Origin of the sequence: Flavobacterium psychroterrae, from assembly GCF_018380615.1 — a bacterium.
In the GTDB taxonomy this organism is placed as follows: Bacteria; Bacteroidota; Bacteroidia; order Flavobacteriales; family Flavobacteriaceae; genus Flavobacterium; species Flavobacterium psychroterrae.
In genome coordinates this window covers 20,658-37,673 of record NZ_JAGYVZ010000030.1, presented here as the reverse complement: position 1 = coordinate 37,673, position 17,016 = coordinate 20,658, and the positions used below count along the sequence as shown (strand labels likewise).

Sequence of the window (17,016 nt, the reverse complement as noted above, 5' to 3'; positions counted from 1 at the left end):
GCTGATACAAACAAAGTATCAGCTTTTTTTTGTTATATAAGCAAAACCACAAGTTTTCTCCGGTTTGCAAGAGGAAACTCAAAAATGACAATTGCAAACTGACAAAATTTAAATCAAACTATTTCACTTGATAAATAAACGATTCTGACGGCGCTATCTTTACTTTAGCTTTTCCTTCACCATTAATTACATTTAGTTGTATTTCATTTTTTAAATACAATTGATCGGTAAGTGAATATTCACCATCTTTTAAATTCCACTTTGTAATAATATCAGCAGGAATTACCAAATCAAATTCACTTGTTTTTTCAGATGAAAAATTAGTAACAACAACCAACTTTTGATTCTTTGACCAACGCACATAAGAATAGATTAATTCATCATAGCCTGAATTATTTTGACGATTTACAGTTTGTATTTCCTGATAACTTCCCATTAAAGCAGTACTAGTAATAGAGAAATTCAACAATCTCTTGTAAAAATCACGCAGGTTTTTCTCAGAAGAAGAAAGTTGTCCGCCATCAAATTTTCCGTCATTCATCCAACGCTGATGATTTGGAACTCCAATATAATCGAAAATAGAAGTTCTGGTCGGTTTTCCAAATCCAGCATTTTCATTTCCTGCTTCTCCTACTTCCTGCCCAAAATAAATCATAGTTGGCGACGTACTAATAGTTGTAGAAACCACCATTAAAGGTTTTCCGCGTTCCGGAGTTCCTGCAAATTCTGAGCTTGCTAAACGCTGTTCGTCATGATTGTCTAAAAAGTGAAGCATATGATGTTCAATATCTGACATTCCTTTTTGAATATCTGATAAACCATCAGGCGAAGATTTTCCGCGAATAATATCTTTCAGCTTATCATAAGTTTCGACTTTATCATAGAGATAATCCATTTTTCCTAAACGAATATAATTGCGATATTCATTTGGGTTATACACTTCTGCCAATAAAAAAGCATTTGGATTTTTTATTTTTATGGCTGAATTCATATAACTCCAAAACTCATACGGAACCATTTCTGCCATATCATATCTAAAACCGTCAACACCTTTTGCGGTCCAGTATAAAGCAATTGATTTGAATTTTTTCCAGGAATCCGGAACATCTTTATTTTGCCAAAAAGCAAAATGTTCCTGATATGATTTCTGATCAAAACCAGCAGGAAGTTCAGGAAAATCCTTAGAACCATCAGGACGAATTCCGTAATTTACTTTTACCGTTTCATACCAGTCATTTTGATCCGGTTTTACTTTACGCGAACCATTTCCTGTCCATTTTGCAGGATTTTCATCAAAAAAACCATCAACAAGCGGATTTTTTTCTCCGTTTAACGGAACATCATTATCCGGAATTTCAAAATGATTATTTGGGATGTAATAAAAATTATTATCCCTTTTATATTCCACATTTACATCATCATTGGCACCAAAATCCTGAACACCTTCGGGATTACTTTTTCCTTCGTATTTTCGGGCAATATGATTGGGTACAATATCAATAATCAATTTTAAACCTGCTTTATGTATGCGGGCAATTAAATCTTCGAATTCCTGCAATCTGTTTGCCGGATTTACCGCCAAATCAGGATTTACATTATAATAATCTTTCACGGCATAAGGAGATCCTGCACGTCCTTTTACGACTTCAGGATCGTCATTAGAAATCCCAAAAGCTTTATAATCACGAACCAAAGCGTGATGCGGAACTCCTGTATACCAAATATAAGTAACCCCTAAATCTTTAATTTCATGAAGTGCTTTATCTGTAAAATCATTGAACTTCCCCACTCCATTTTCTTCAATTGTTCCCCAGGGTTTATTGTTTGTTTTTTTATTGCCAAATAAACGTGTAAAAACCTGATAGACTACAATTTTCCTATCAGCAGTAACTTCTTCTTTTGATATATTCATTTTTAAATCTTTGGTTTTACATGCAGAAAACAGCATGGTTGCAGCCAATCCCGCAACAAAAACTTTTTTAGGTATCATATTCATTTTATAGACTAATTCGTTTCTCAATTACGATAAAATCAATAATTTAAAAACCATTTTCTAAATTTAGACTAATTTTTAAAACCCAAAAGAAACAAAACTTAATTTTGTGTCGATTTCACTTTAAATAACTTAACTACAACGAAACAGTACTCAGTTTTGTTGATAATTTAAAAAAAGGGTAAAGTTTCAGAGCGGCAAAGATTTAAAGATTTTTGAATGATTTTAAAAAAGAAAAGAAAACGCACTCAGCCTTTGATCCTTTCTTTGTCCTCCGAACCTTTTTTCCTTTGTTACTTTGCCCCTTTGTTCCTTCTGTCCCTTTGACATCCTCAGCCTTTATAACTCTGAACATTTACTGCTAAAAAGAAACAATTAAATTAATCACAATATCCGTAAAGGTTGTAACCTTTTTCATAAATTTGACAAAAATTTAATCAATTGAAGAAATTACTATTTTTCATACCTTATTGTTTGCTATTGTTAAGCGCACAATTCATTTTTGCACAAGCAACAAAGACAAAAACAATTAATATTGAAAATTCAGATCTTGTAGAAGTGAATCAAGCCCTTGTGCCTGATGGAGTTTTGCTTACCGGAAATGTAAAAGTAAACCATGATGGTGTTGTTTTGACTTGTAATAAAGCCTACTTTTTTCAAAAAGAAAACTACCTTAAAGCCTTCGGAAATGTACAATTAGTACAAGGTGATACTTTATTTTTAAATAGCAAATATGCAGAATATAGCGGAAATGAGAAAAAAGCTTTTGCTACCGGTGATGCGGTTATGAGTTCTCCAGATGCGACTTTATCAACTGATACTATTAATTTTGATAGAAATATCCAGCAGGTTTTTTACAATACAAAAGGTACAATCGTTAATAAAGACAATACTTTAGTAAGTAAATCAGGAAGATATTTTGTTACCGAAAAGAAGTTTCAATTCCTGACAGAAGTTACCATCACAAATCCTAAATATGTTATAAAATCCAATCATTTAGATTATTATAGTAATTCCGGACATACTTATTTATTTGGACCTTCGACCATTACAAGTAAATCCAATTATATTTATACCGAAAAAGGATTTTATGACACGAAGAAAAACCTTGCACATTTTTTAAGAAAATCATACATAAAATACGATGATCGACGCATAGAAGGTGACAGCTTGTATTATAATCGAAATATAGAATTTGCATCGGCAACGCGAAATGTAAAAATTACGGATTCTATCAATCGCGGAATCGTAAAGGGACATTATGCTGAAATTTACAAACTGAAAGATTCGATGTTTGTGACTAAAAGAGCGGTGGCAATAAATCTTGTTGAAAAAGATTCTGTTTACATTCACGGACAAAAATTAATGGTTACCGGAAAAGAAGGCGAAAGAATTTTAAGAGCTTATAAAAATGTTCGTTTCTTTAAAATCGACATGAGCGGAAAATGTGATTCAATACATTCAAACTCTAAAACGGCTTTGACAAAACTAATTGGAAATCCGATTTTATGGAATGGTGAAAGCCAGATTACCGGAGATATTATGCACTTAATTGGCGATAATACAACTAAAAAATTAGATTCCTTAAAAGTCCTCAATAATACTTTTATAGTCTCGCGGGATACACTCGGCACCGGTTACAATCAGGTAAAAGGACTCAATTTATTTGGAAAATTCTTAGATGGAAAACTACATGATGTTGATGTTATCAAAAATACCGAAGTTGTTTATTATATGCGAAATGACGCGAACGAACTCATCGGAATCAATAAAAATGTAAGCAGTAAAATCAATCTTATTTTAGAAAATAATGATATCCAGACGATCACTTTTTTCAATAAAGTAGACGGTGATATTTATCCTGAGGCCGATTTACCAGAAAATGCGCGTAAACTAAAAGGCTTGCGCTGGCGAGGCGATGAACGAATAAAATCTAAAGATGATATTTTCACCGCGGAAGACAATGAACTCAATGATAAATTAGTACAAGAAGGAAAAGATCAGGAAACTAACGACAAAAATACCCCGATGAAAGTCAGGAAAGAAACCTTAGATTACGACAAAAAGAAACCCGCTGTGAAAGCTGCTCCTAAAACTAGTACGAAGAGTAAGAAGTAAGTTTTCAGTTTTCAGTTTTCAGTCACAGTTTTCAGTTTTCAGTTTTCAGTTCTTTATAATAAATTAGCGGCAGTTTTTCAGCTTACAAAGCTTTGTAACTTTTCATTTTAATAATATAAACTTGATTCGCAACTTAGCGGACTTTGCGTAAAACTTTGCGATCTTTGCTGTAAAATTCAGTCGCAGTTTGCAGTCACAGTTTTCAGTTCTAACGAAAACTGAAAACTGAGACTGAGACTGAGACTCTGACTAAACCAGAACCTTAAAAAAATGAATCCAGATTTTATAAAATACCAGGCACAAACATCTCCATATCCACTAGGAATGGAAGTTTCGCACGCCATTGGCTCTTATATTTACGACACTAACGACAAAAAATATTTAGATTTTGTTGCTGGTGTTTCTGCCTGCACGCTAGGACATCAACACCCGAGAGTCAATCAAGCTATTAAAGATCAGCTAGATAAATATTCGCATGTTATGGTTTATGGCGAATATTCACAAAGTCCAGCTGTTCAATATTGCAAACTATTGGCTTCACTCCTACCGGAATCACTAAATAAAACCTATTTAGTCAATTCAGGTACAGAAGCTATCGAAGGCGCACTAAAATTAGCCAAACGAACTACAGGTCGCAGTCAGCTAATTTCTTGTCACAACGCCTATCACGGCAATACAATGGGATCAATGAGCGTCATGGGATTTGAAGAGCGCAAACGAGCTTTTCGCCCCTTGCTTCCTGATGTAGATTTTATTACCTTTAATAACGAAGAAGATTTACAAAAAATAACAACCCGAACAGCTGCAATACTTTTAGAGACCATTCAGGGAGGCGCAGGATTTATTCAGCCAGAGAATGATTATCTGCAAAAAGTCCGCAAGCGTTGCGACGAAGTTGGCGCTATGATGATCGTCGATGAAATTCAGCCTGGTTTTGGACGAACAGGTAAACTATTTGGTTTCCAGAACTATGACGTAGTTCCAGATATTGTCGTTATGGGAAAAGGAATGGGCGGCGGAATGCCTGTAGGTGCTTTTACGGCATCGGCAGAAAAAATGGATCTGCTGACCGAAAACCCTAAACTTGGGCATATTACCACATTTGGAGGTCACCCTGTCATTGCGTCAGCTTGTTTGGCTACTTTGCAGGAATTAACTGAAACTAATTTAATGCAAGAAGCTCTTGATAAGGAAAAACTCTTCAGATCGCTTTTGGTACATCCTTTGATAAAGGAAGTTAGAGGAAAAGGATTAATGCTAGCCGCAATGACCGAAACTGCCGAAATAACAAACGAAGTTATTTTAAATTGTCAGGACAAAGGGCTCATTTTATTTTGGTTGCTGTTTGAAGGATGCGCAATACGAATAACACCCCCATTAACCATTTCTGAACAAGAAATTAAAGAAGGTTGTTCCATAATATTAAACGTTATGGATGAAATACTGAAAAAACAACAAGAAGTTTAATCAGAAGCTATTTCCAGCTATTAGTTACAACGAAGTTCACTGAACTCTGCTGAAAATAAGTATCAAGTGAAGTAATCTTTATCCCGCTAAAGAAGCTGTATAAAAGGATTTTAACTTCTATCTGGGCTGGAATTCTTGGTTAAAAATAAAGTTCAAAAATAATAAGTAAATTTAATCTTTTAAATATCAAAAGATTATAAATCAAAACAGAAAAGAAATTCTGTCCATATTGTTAATTAAATTGTTCACAACAATTAATTCCTATTCCTTACAACAATAATATGGTTGCCTAAATTTATAACAGGCTAATTTCAAATAAAGACAGTATGCAATTAAGCAACGAAGAAGAAGATTATAACCTATCCTTATCCAAATTTGAGTCAATGTTAAAAACTAACAAAGTACTCTTTTTTGACTCTGAAGAATTTGAAGAAATTATTCTTCATTATTTAGATATAGGCAAGGCTAATTTAGCAAAAAAGGCCTTGAAACTTGCATTAGACCAGCACCCAAAATCTACGGGCTTAAAATTAGTACAAGTAGAAATGTTGGTTTACGACGACAAATTAGAAATCGCCGAGAAACTCTTAAATGAGTTATATGCAATCGAACCTAACAACGAGGAAATTTACATCCAGAAAGCAAATATTTGTTCTAAAAGAGATCAACACGAAAAAGCGGTAGAATTGCTTAAAATTGCCCTGCAATTTACAGATGATTACGCTGATGTGTACAACTTGATTGGAATGGAATATCTTTTTATGGATAATCTTGAGTTGGCAAAAGAAAGTTTTATCAAATGTCTTGAAGAAGATTTAGAAGATCAGTCTGCGTTGTATAACGTGGTGTATTGTTTTGAATTTTTAGATCAAAATCAGGAAGCCATTGTATATCTCAACGAATACATCAATAAAAACCCCTATAGCGAAATCGCCTGGCATCAGCTTGGTCGCTTGCATTATGGCGTAAAAGAATACGAAAATGCGATTCGTGCTTTTGATTATGCAACCCTTATTGACGATGAGTTTTTAGGTGCTTTCATGGAAAAAGCAAAAGCATATGAGCGTCTTAAAAAATACAGCGAAGCTATTGAAAGCTATAACCGAACTATCGAATTAGACGATGCCACTTCTTATGCGCTATTGCGTATAGGGAAATGCTACGAAAAATTAGGAAATTCGGCGAAAGCCCTACAATATTACAATCAAACTGTACACGAAGATCCTCTTTTAGACAAAGGCTGGATCGCGATTACTGATTTTCATGTTCGTCAAAAAAACTTTCAAAAAGCACTATTTTTTGTCAATAAAGCATTAGCAATCGACAATCAAAATCGCTTGTATTGGAAACGTTATGCAACGATCAACAAACAAATGAACTTTTTTGAAGAAGCGGAATTTGGTTATAGAAAAGCAGTAGAATTTGGAGATTACGCTTTAGATACGTGGTTATTCTGGGTTGATATTCTTCAGTTTTTAGGTGAATTTGAAAGCGCTATTCAAACTTTATTACAAGCGTCAGAATATTTTCCTGAAGAAAACGAAGTTGAATATCGTTTAGCAGGATTGTATTTTATGGTACAGGAAAACACCAAAGCAAAATTTCATTTGAGCAATGGTTTACGTTTAAACTTTGATAATTACATTTTAATCGAAGATTTATTTCCGGTAGTCTGGTCAAAAAAAATGGTTAAAAATTATATTGAAAAACATAGAAAAGAATAATGATTGATACTTTAAGAAGACGTTTTGGCTTGTTAGGCCGTAATATTAGTTACTCATTTTCAAAAGGATATTTTACAGAAAAATTTAGTGATGAAGTTTTTGCCGGTAACAGCTACGAAAATTTTGATATCTCTGAAATTAATTATTTCACTGAATTAGTAAAAAACAATCCTGATTTAAAAGGTTTAAATGTTACAATTCCTTACAAAGAACAAGTCATTCCATTCTTAGATAAACTTTCAAGAAAAGCCGCCTTAATTGGTGCTGTAAACACAATTAAATTTACCAAAAACGGAAAATTAAAAGGTTACAACACTGATTACTATGGTTTTAAAAAATCACTACAACCATTATTAGAGCCACATCACAAAAAAGCCCTTATTTTAGGAACCGGCGGCGCATCAAAAGGAGTTGCTTTTGCACTTGACGAACTTGGTATTCCCTATACTTTTGTTTCCAGAGAGGCTAAAGAAAACATTATCGATTATAACTTGATTAATGCTACTACATTTGATAACTTTCAAATTATAATTAATTGTACACCAGTTGGTACAAGTCCTAATATCGAAGCTTGTCCAGATTTACCTTATGAGTTTTTTACTGAGAAACATATTGCCTACGATTTAATTTATAATCCTGCAGAAACTCAGTTTTTAAAAAATGCTAAAGAAAAAGGTGCAGTAATAAAAAACGGTCATGACATGCTTATACTTCAGGCAGAAAAGGCATGGAAAATCTGGAATAAATAAAAAATTTATCATAAATAAAATAGTAACGTATTTTTTGTAAATTAGACTACTCATTTATAAGTAGTTATGAAAAAATTACAGCTATTTTACATTCTAAGTTTTATAGTTACAATTTCGGCGAAAGCCCAGGATACTTTACAGACTAAAAAAAATCCTTTTACTGAGGCACGCTTTCATTATTACTTAAAAACAATTTTGTTTTTTAATGAATATCTAGATACTGAATCAGGATCATTTAATACTACCCAACTCAGATTTTTACATCCTATTGCAAATAAAGCCTGGAATTTACGGGTAGATTTGCCTTTAATCTCAACCAATACTTCATCAGTCAATAAAACCGGAATTGGAGATATTGGCGTTGGCATAAGTTATATTCCGTATCTAGATCATAGTAAAGGAATTGCTTTTAGAGCCAGAATTATTTCAAATTCAGCTTCAGATCCGGCTTTAGGAACTGGAAAATGGGTCTTTGCACCTGCAGTATTCTATGGTGCTTATATAAGAGAAAAAAAATTACTCTGGATTGCATCATTAGAAAACCAAATGAGTTTTGCCGGTTCAAACAATAGGAATGATATAAATACAACATCATTCGAAAATTATTTCATGTATATTATCGGGAAAAACTGGATTGCAGCTGATGTTGCTTTTCGATACAATGCCACTAACAAAGGTTATCCTAATAATGCTTTTATAGAATTTGGGCGTAAAATCACTTCTAACAACATGGGATATATTCATCCAAGTTTTGCTTTTGGAAATCATAAATCGTATAATTATGGTATTGAAGTTGGTATTCTGATTTTATTTTAAACAAATAGAATATATTCTATTTTCAACAACACTATATTATAATATAAATTAATATGATTATAACATATCTTAACAAATGTATCTATTTGTAATACTTTATTTATAAAAATGATATTTTGCCAGCTTTTTTTTATTTAGATTTGGTTCTTAAACTCAAATCTATGAAAACTTTATTAGCCCTTATTTTATTCAATGTTTCCATTTCTTTTACCGCATCTGCACAAATTGATGAGACCAAAAAAAATCCATTTACCGGGGCACGGGTCAACTATTTTAAACATACGGTATTGGTGACAAATGAATATCTCGATCTTAATAATGGTTCCTATAATACAACTAATATTAGATTGATTTTACCCATTGGCAGTAAACACTGGAATTTGAGGGCAGACATACCTATAGTATCTAAAAATAATGACCAGATTAATAAGACAGGTTTGGGCGACTTTTCGTTTGGGGCAACGTATATTCCTTATATCGATACAAAAAAAGGAATTGCCTTAAGAACACGCATCATCACAAACTCATCTGATGATCCAAATTTTGGAACAGGAAAATGGGTTGTTTTACCTGCTCTGTTATACGGACAATATATTGGTTCAACAAGAAATTATCTTTGGATATCCATAATTGAAAATCAAACTAGTTTTGCGGGATCTAATAACCGAAATCAAATTAACATAACATCATATGAAAATATTGTATTTCGTTATTTTGGAAAAAACTGGATTGCCGGAGATGTGAATTTTAGATATAATACTGTTGTTGACGGTTTTCAAAATACTGCTTTTATCGAATACGGAAGAAAGCTAACACCATCGAATATGGTTTATATTCATCCAAGCGTTGCATTTGGAGGTGAAAAATCATATAATTATGGATTTGAAATTGGAATTTTTATCTTGTTCTAGTTAAAAATAAAACAATAATAAAAGCTTTGAGATACTATTTTAATTTCATTTTTCTAAAAATTCTATTAATTTAGAATTTAAATTAACTTCAAAAAATCAATAAAAAAACCAAGATCATAATCTCAAATTACTTCAATAAATAAGAATTTCATCTTAAAATAGCTATAAACAAACGATTTATTTTGTATTTAGAAACACCTTTACTATCTTTCGCTCTGTTTAAAATAAAAACCTTATACATTTAAAATGTTAGAAGAAAAGAATGATAACCTGCAAGAGGCAGACGGAAAATTAGAAATCGAAAATAGCGATTCTACACAAGATAATGCAATTGAAACAACGGAGCCTGATACGACTGCTGAAACTTCAACTTTAGAAACTGAAACTGAAGTAGAAAATAGAGCCGAAGAAACAGAAACTGACCATCAAACTGCATTAGATGCCATAACAAATTCGAACGCTGAAGAAAGTGAAGATGAAACGCTAAAAGAGCGTCATGACATTCCTATGCAGGATTATGATACCTTTTCTTTAGATGAACTTGTTGATGAACTTAAAAAATTGATAAGCACAGACAAAGTAATGTCTGTAAAAGATCATATTGAAGAAATTAAAAAGTCGTTTTTATTACAATACAATCACCTTATTGAGGAGAAAAAAGAAGAATTTAATGCTTCTAAACAAGATCCAAATGAGGAATTCGAATATCATTCTCCATTAAAATCTAAATTTGACGAATACTATAATGTTTTTAGAGAAAACAGAAATGCACATTTCAAGCATTTACAAACCAATCTAAAATCGAATTTAGAAAACAGACTTGCCATAGTTGAAGAACTAAAAGAACTTATAAATCCTCAGGAAAACATCAAAGACACACTTAAGCATTTTAATGACTTAAGAGAAAGATGGAAAAATGCAGGATCAATTCCAAAAGACAAATACAATCACGTTTGGAATAATTATCACTTTCACGTAGAAAATTTTTACGATTATTTACACTTAGATCGTGAAGCAAGAGACTTGGATTTTAAATATAATCTGGAGCAAAAACAAAAAATTATTGCACGTGTTGAGGAGTTGGTAAACGAAACTGATATTAGTAAATCGTTTCGCGAATTACAGGATTTACACAGAATATGGAAGGAAGATATTGGTCCGGTTTCTAAAGAACATCGTGATGCCATCTGGAATAAATTTAGTGAACTGACTAAAAAAATCCATGATAAAAGAGAAGTTTTATTCGAAAGCCAAAGAGCAAACGAAGTAAACAATCTTGAAGTTAAAAAAGAAATCATTGGTAAAATTGAAGTTTTAGGAACTGAAAAAGTAAACTCTCACTCACAATGGTTATTACAAATTCAGAAAGTAGAAGCACTTAGAAATGAGTTTTTTGCTGCTGGAAAAGTACCATCTGAAGTAAACGAAGAAACATGGGCTGCATTTAAAACTGCCGTTAGAAACTTTAATTCTTTTAAAAATTCATTTTATAAAGACATTAAAAAGGATCAAAACGATAATTTAAATAAAAAAATGGCTCTTGTTGCAAAAGCCAAAGAATTACAAGAAAGTACTGATTTTGGAGTTACTACGCCCATCATGAAGCAAATTCAGGATGAGTGGAAGCAAATTGGTCATGTACCTAAAAAATATTCAGATAAAATCTGGAAGGAATTCAAAGACGCTTGTAACCACTATTTTGACAAATTAAAAGAACACAAATCAGAAGAAAACGTTGATGAAGTTGCTTCTTTTGACAATAAAAAAGCTTATTTAGATATTTTACGTGCTTACCAATTAACAGGTGATCACAAAACGGATCTTGATGCAATTAAAGCACATATTGAAATCTGGAAAGGTTATGGAAAAGTACCTTTTTCAAGACGTCATATAGAAGGAAAATTCAATAAAATTTTAGATGCTCTTTTTGAAAAACTTAGTTTGAGTAAAAAAGAAACTGAAATGATGCGTTTCTCTAACCGAATTGATTCTTTATCTGACAATAACGATACTCGTAAATTAGATAATGAAAAGATTTTCTTAATGCGTAAAATTGAAGAAGTTCAAAATGAAATTTTCCAATTAGAGAATAACATTCAGTTTTTTGCCAATACCAGAAATGCTAAAAAAGAGAATTCAATTGTTCTTGAAGTTCGCAAAAACATTGCTATACATAAGGAAAGCCTTGAACTTTGGAAAGACAAACTGAAACAGTTGCGCAATTTAGGTCAGGAATAGGCTTCAATTGCTATACTAATACTTATTAAGGAGTAATGATTTTTTCATTGCTCCTTTTTTTTGTTGGAATGAGTTTTACTTCAAAGAGTTTTTAATCTTGTAATGCAAAAATTTACAAAAAAGTGCACAGAGTTTTTTTTATATGCCTGGTTTGTAAAAACGCAAAATCTTAAAGCTTTGTCTAGATTGTGATGTAAAATTTACTGCAAAGTGCACAAATTTTTTTATATATAGCTTTTAAAAAAACGCAAGAGTTCGCAAAGCTTTGCAGATATTGTGACAAAGATGACAAACAAAAAAAACCGCAGAGTTGGTAAATAGCAAGACTTACGGACATTGTATTTTCTAAACATTCTTAAAAATAAACTGTGCGGTCTTTGCGGTAATTTTTTTTCTAGCTCTATTTTCAACCTTAAACTTGAAACATGAAACCTTAAACTTAACAATTACAATTTAACTTTTGTAAAATATTGATTATATTTGAGAAACACATTTTCTACGGATAATCAATAAAACGAACAAATACAATTATTAATCCTAATAACAACGAAAGATGAAATTTACAAGAAAAGCACATGCCAACTGGAAAGGAACCGGAATGGAAGGAACAGGAAGCATAAGTACACAAAGTACTACATTAGATAATGCTCAATTGTCATTTAAAACAAGATTTGCTGACGGAGTTGGAACAAATCCTGAAGAATTAATTGCTGCAGCACATTCTGGCTGTTTTACCATGCAATTAAGTTTTTTACTTAACGAAGGTAATTTTACGGCAGATGATTTAACCACAGAAGCAACAGTAACTTTTGAAGATGGAACAATTACTTTGATTCATTTAGACTTAAAAGGAAAAGTACCAAATATTTCAGCCGAAGAATTTGAAACTATAGCTACAAAAGCAAAAGAAGTCTGTCCGATTTCTAAACTCTTAAATACCACAATTACACTTTCAGTTACTTTACTTAGTTAAGGATAACTTTTAAGCATAAAAAAACCATTCACCTCGGTGAATGGTTTTTTTTTATTTCTAAAATGTACTTAATTACATTGTAGCTTTTAGTGCTTTTGCTTCAGCTGTCATTTCTAACGCTTTGTAAACACCTAATAATGTTTTAGATACATCTTCGTTTTTAGGATCTAATTCATTTGCTTTTTTAAGGTAAGGAATAACTCCTTTAAAAACGTTTTCTCTCTGTGCTTTCAACACATCGTAACGTTTCATATCTTTTGCAGAAGTACCCAATTTATTCATCTCATCAATAATTGGCTTTTCAGCTTCTAATTTTAAAGCTGCAAGGTTAAGATAAGCATTTGCATAGTTTGGATTGATTTCAATCGCTTTCAGATAATATTTCTCAGCGTCGGCATTGTTTTTAGCATTTGCACTAATAACGCCTAAGTTGAAAACTAAATCAGCATTGTTTGGATCTTTTTGCAAAGCTTCACCAACTAATTTTTTGTATGTTTCATAATCTTTAGAATCTAAATATAAGTTAGCTTCAGTTAAGATTAAAGAACTATCATCCGGATTTGCTTTTCTTGCATCAGCGATTGCTTTTTTACCTTCTTCGCTGCGTCCTTTCTGAACTAAAATTAAAGCTAAGTTTTTGTAAATTTCACCTCTTTTAGAAGGAATAGCTTCAGTTTTAGGTTTTTCGTGAGTTCCTAATTTTACAGCTAAATCTCTGTCTTTTGCATTGCTGAAATTATCTTCGTTCCCTGAAATTTTATTTACTGCTAAATAATTAGTTCCTTTTCCAGAATAGTTTAATTTTTTCAACTCTTCGTACATTGGCAATGCAAGATCAAAATCCTGTGCGTTTACCGCTGTTGAAGCTGCATAATATAAATTGATTGTATCTTTTTTATCTAATAAATAAGCGTCATACAATTTTTTAGCTCCATCAGCATGTTTACTAGCCTGAGAATCTGCAATAGCCGAGTTAATCAACTTTCCTTTAATATCAGTAATTGAAGTCGCAGCCTGAGTAGAATATTTTAATTTTCCTGAAGCTTTTTCAACATCAATTAACTTTTTATAGTTTTCAGCAGCAAGGGAAAGATTTTTGCTTTCGTCTGTTTTCTTGTTTGCTAAATCTAAATAAGCGTTTGCTTTTACAAAATAGAATTGAGCCTGCTCAACATCTTTGGCATTTGCTACCATATTTTCAGCATCGTTCAGGATCGTGATTGCTCCCTGAGCATCTCCTCCTTTTAACGCTTTTTCAGCACTTTTTATCTGATCTTTTTGAGCAAAAGTAGCTACTGAAATCAATAATGCTGACGCAAGTATTACATATTTACTTTTCATAGTATTCAATTTGTATATTTAATTATAAGTGGTTATTAATTTTTATTCTTCAGATTCTTCTTCTTCAGTATCATCTTCGTCTTCTACTACTTCGTCAGTATCGTCGTCGTCGTCGTCTTCAACCGGACCTTCGTCTTCAAGAACTTCTAAATCAGGTTTAACTCTTTCAATTACTGATTCGATAACATTACCATCTTCGTCAACGATAACTTCAGCAACATCATCTTTCATAACTTTTGTTACAGCAGCGATAGAATCTTTACCTTTTAAGTTAATCAATCGAACTCCCTGAGTTGCACGGCCCATTACACGTAAATCTTCAATTGCCATTCTGATCGTTAATCCTGATCTGTTGATAATCATTAAATCATCAGCATCACTTACAGCGTTTATAGAAATTAGTTTTCCTGTTTTCTCTGTAATATTAAGGGTTTTCACACCTTTACCTCCACGGTTTGTGATTCTGTAAACATCTTCACCATCGTCATCAACTAATTTAGTACGTTTACCGTATCCATTTTCAGTTACAACTAAAATTTGCGAATCGTTCACATTTTCTTTATCAACAGTAACCATACCAATTACTTCATCAGTATCATCTTTTAAGGTAATTCCGCGAACTCCGGAAGCTGTTCTTCCCATCGGACGTGTTTTAGTTTCCTCAAAACGAACTAATTTACCAGATTTAACAGCAAGAATAATTTGACTTTCTCCGTTTGTTAATTTAGCCTCAAGTAATTCATCACCTTCTTTAATTGTAATTGCAGCAACACCATTTACTCTTGGTTTAGAATATTTCTCTAAAGATGTTTTCTTAACCTGACCTTTTTTAGTTACCATTACAAGATTGTGACTATTGATATAATCTTTGTCTTTTAAGTCTTGTGTACAAATGAAAGCTTTTACTTTATCATCGCTTTCAATGTTTACTAAGTTCTGAATCGCTCTACCTTTTGCAGTTTTGCTTCCTTCAGGAATTTCGTAAACACGCATCCAGAAACATTTTCCTTTTTGCGTAAAGAACATCATATATTGATGATTGGTTGCAACGAACATATGCTCAAGGAAATCCTGATCTCTTGTTCCTGCACTTTTTTGTCCAACTCCTCCTCTATTTTGAGTTTTGTATTCGGTTAGGTTTGTACGTTTAATATAACCTGCGTGCGAAATTGTAATTACAACATTTTCATCGGCAATTAAATCTTCGATACTTACATCTCCACCAGAATATTCAATTTGAGAACGTCGGGCATCTCCGTATTTCTCACGAATTTCTTCAAGTTCTTCCTTAATTAAGCTAGTTCTTAAATTTACATCTGCTAATAAAGCTTTCAAATGTTCGATTAACTTCATTAATTCTTCGTATTCAGCTCTTAACTTGTCTTGTTCAAGACCTGTTAACTGACGTAAACGCATCTCAACAATGGCACGAGCCTGAATATCTGATAATTTAAATCTTTCGATTAATTTCTCACGAGCTTCTTCTGTATTTTTCGAACCTCTTATTAAAGCAATTACTTCATCTATATTATCAGATGCAATAATTAAACCTTCTAATATATGGGCTCTTTCTTCTGCTTTACGTAACTCAAAACGAGTTCTTCTAACTACCACATCATGACGGTGCTCGATAAAATAGTGAATCATATCTTTTAGATTCAGCATTTGCGGGCGACCTTTTACAAGTGCAATATTATTTACACTAAAAGAAGATTGTAGCGATGTATATTTATATAAGGTATTCAAAACTACGTTTGGCGTAGCGTCACGTTTCAGGATATAGACGATACGCATACCGTTTCTGTCAGACTCGTCACGAATATTGGCAATACCTTCAATTTTTTTATCATTAACCAAATCAGCCGTACGTTTGATCATTTCGGCTTTGTTTACCTGATAAGGAATCTCTGTCACAATGATACATTCTCTTCCGTCAACTTCTTCAAAACCAACTTTTGCACGCATTACAATACGTCCTCTACCGGTTTTAAAAGCTTCACGAACACCTTCGTAACCATATATTATACCTCCCGTTGGAAAATCAGGAGCTTTGATATAGGTCATTAATTCGTCAATTTCAATATCGTTATTATCAAGGTAAGCAAGTGTTCCGTTGATAACTTCAGTTATATTGTGTGGAGGCATATTTGTTGCCATACCTACTGCGATTCCTGTTGCTCCGTTAATTAATAAAGTAGGAACTCTTGTAGGCATTACTTTTGGCTCATATAAAGTATCATCAAAGTTCAATTGAAAATCAACTGTTTCTTTTTCGATATCTGCCATGATGTCTTCAGAAATCTTACGCATTCTGGCCTCAGTATAACGCATTGCTGCCGGACTGTCACCATCGACAGAACCAAAGTTACCCTGACCATCCACTAATAAATAACGCATGCTCCATTCCTGGGCCATACGCACCATTGCGTCATAAACTGAGGTATCTCCGTGTGGGTGATACTTACCCAAAACCTCTCCTACGATTCTCGCAGATTTTTTATGAGCTTTATTTGAAAAAACTCCTAAGTCATACATTCCGTAAAGAACTCTTCGATGCACTGGTTTCAAGCCATCTCTAACATCAGGAAGCGCTCTTGATACAATTACTGACATCGAATAATCGATGTAAGCTGATTTCATTTCATCTTCAATGTTAATAGGAATTAACTTTTCTCCTTCAGACATA

At 32.7% G+C, this 17,016-nt stretch carries 11 protein-coding genes; 8 read left to right on the top strand and 3 right to left on the bottom strand.

Annotation, left to right across the window (positions count from 1 at the left end):
• Positions 1–118 precede the first annotated feature (118 nt).
• On the bottom strand, positions 119–1,990 hold the full coding sequence (locus tag KHA90_RS21925; RefSeq protein WP_213306646.1) for an alpha-amylase family protein: 1,872 nt from the start codon (positions 1,988–1,990) through the stop codon (positions 119–121).
• 444 nt (positions 1,991–2,434) lie between these two features.
• Here KHA90_RS21925 and KHA90_RS21920 point away from each other — a divergent pair, with 444 nt between their 5' ends.
• From KHA90_RS21920 to KHA90_RS21885, 8 genes are all read left to right on the top strand, one after another.
• Positions 2,435–4,111 (top strand): OstA-like protein, encoded by a 1,677-nt coding sequence (locus KHA90_RS21920; RefSeq protein ID WP_379785572.1) that lies wholly within the window; start codon positions 2,435–2,437, stop codon positions 4,109–4,111.
• A 270-nt stretch (positions 4,112–4,381) separates the two neighbouring features.
• Positions 4,382–5,578, top strand: coding sequence for an aspartate aminotransferase family protein (locus KHA90_RS21915; protein ID WP_213306644.1), 1,197 nt, complete (start codon positions 4,382–4,384; stop codon positions 5,576–5,578).
• Between the two features lie 326 nt (positions 5,579–5,904).
• Positions 5,905–7,302 carry a tetratricopeptide repeat protein gene (locus KHA90_RS21910; protein WP_213306641.1) on the top strand — a complete coding sequence of 466 codons (1,398 nt, stop codon included), beginning with the start codon at positions 5,905–5,907 and terminating at the stop codon, positions 7,300–7,302.
• Complete coding sequence (locus KHA90_RS21905) at positions 7,302–8,051, top strand: shikimate dehydrogenase family protein (protein ID WP_213306639.1); 750 nt, start codon at positions 7,302–7,304, stop codon at positions 8,049–8,051. Before KHA90_RS21910 ends, KHA90_RS21905 begins: the two co-directional genes overlap by 1 nt.
• A gap of 66 nt (positions 8,052–8,117) precedes the next feature.
• Entirely contained in the window at positions 8,118–8,867 is a 750-nt protein-coding gene (locus KHA90_RS21900) for a lipid A phosphoethanolamine transferase (protein WP_213306637.1), read from the top strand.
• A 161-nt stretch (positions 8,868–9,028) separates the two neighbouring features.
• Positions 9,029–9,778 (top strand): lipid A phosphoethanolamine transferase, encoded by a 750-nt coding sequence (locus tag KHA90_RS21895; RefSeq protein WP_213306634.1) that lies wholly within the window; start codon positions 9,029–9,031, stop codon positions 9,776–9,778.
• Between the two features lie 246 nt (positions 9,779–10,024).
• Complete coding sequence (locus KHA90_RS21890; protein WP_213306631.1) at positions 10,025–12,016, top strand: DUF349 domain-containing protein; 1,992 nt, start codon at positions 10,025–10,027, stop codon at positions 12,014–12,016.
• A 553-nt stretch (positions 12,017–12,569) separates the two neighbouring features.
• Entirely contained in the window at positions 12,570–12,989 is a 420-nt protein-coding gene (locus KHA90_RS21885) for an OsmC family protein (protein ID WP_213306629.1), read from the top strand.
• Between the two features lie 72 nt (positions 12,990–13,061).
• Here KHA90_RS21885 and KHA90_RS21880 read toward each other — a convergent pair whose 3' ends face one another.
• Positions 13,062–14,330 (bottom strand): tetratricopeptide repeat protein, encoded by a 1,269-nt coding sequence (locus tag KHA90_RS21880; RefSeq protein WP_213306627.1) that lies wholly within the window; start codon positions 14,328–14,330, stop codon positions 13,062–13,064.
• A gap of 42 nt (positions 14,331–14,372) precedes the next feature.
• Positions 14,373–17,015 carry a DNA gyrase subunit A gene (gene gyrA, locus KHA90_RS21875; RefSeq protein WP_213306625.1) on the bottom strand — a complete coding sequence of 881 codons (2,643 nt, stop codon included), beginning with the start codon at positions 17,013–17,015 and terminating at the stop codon, positions 14,373–14,375.
• Position 17,016: the final 1 nt, after the last annotated feature.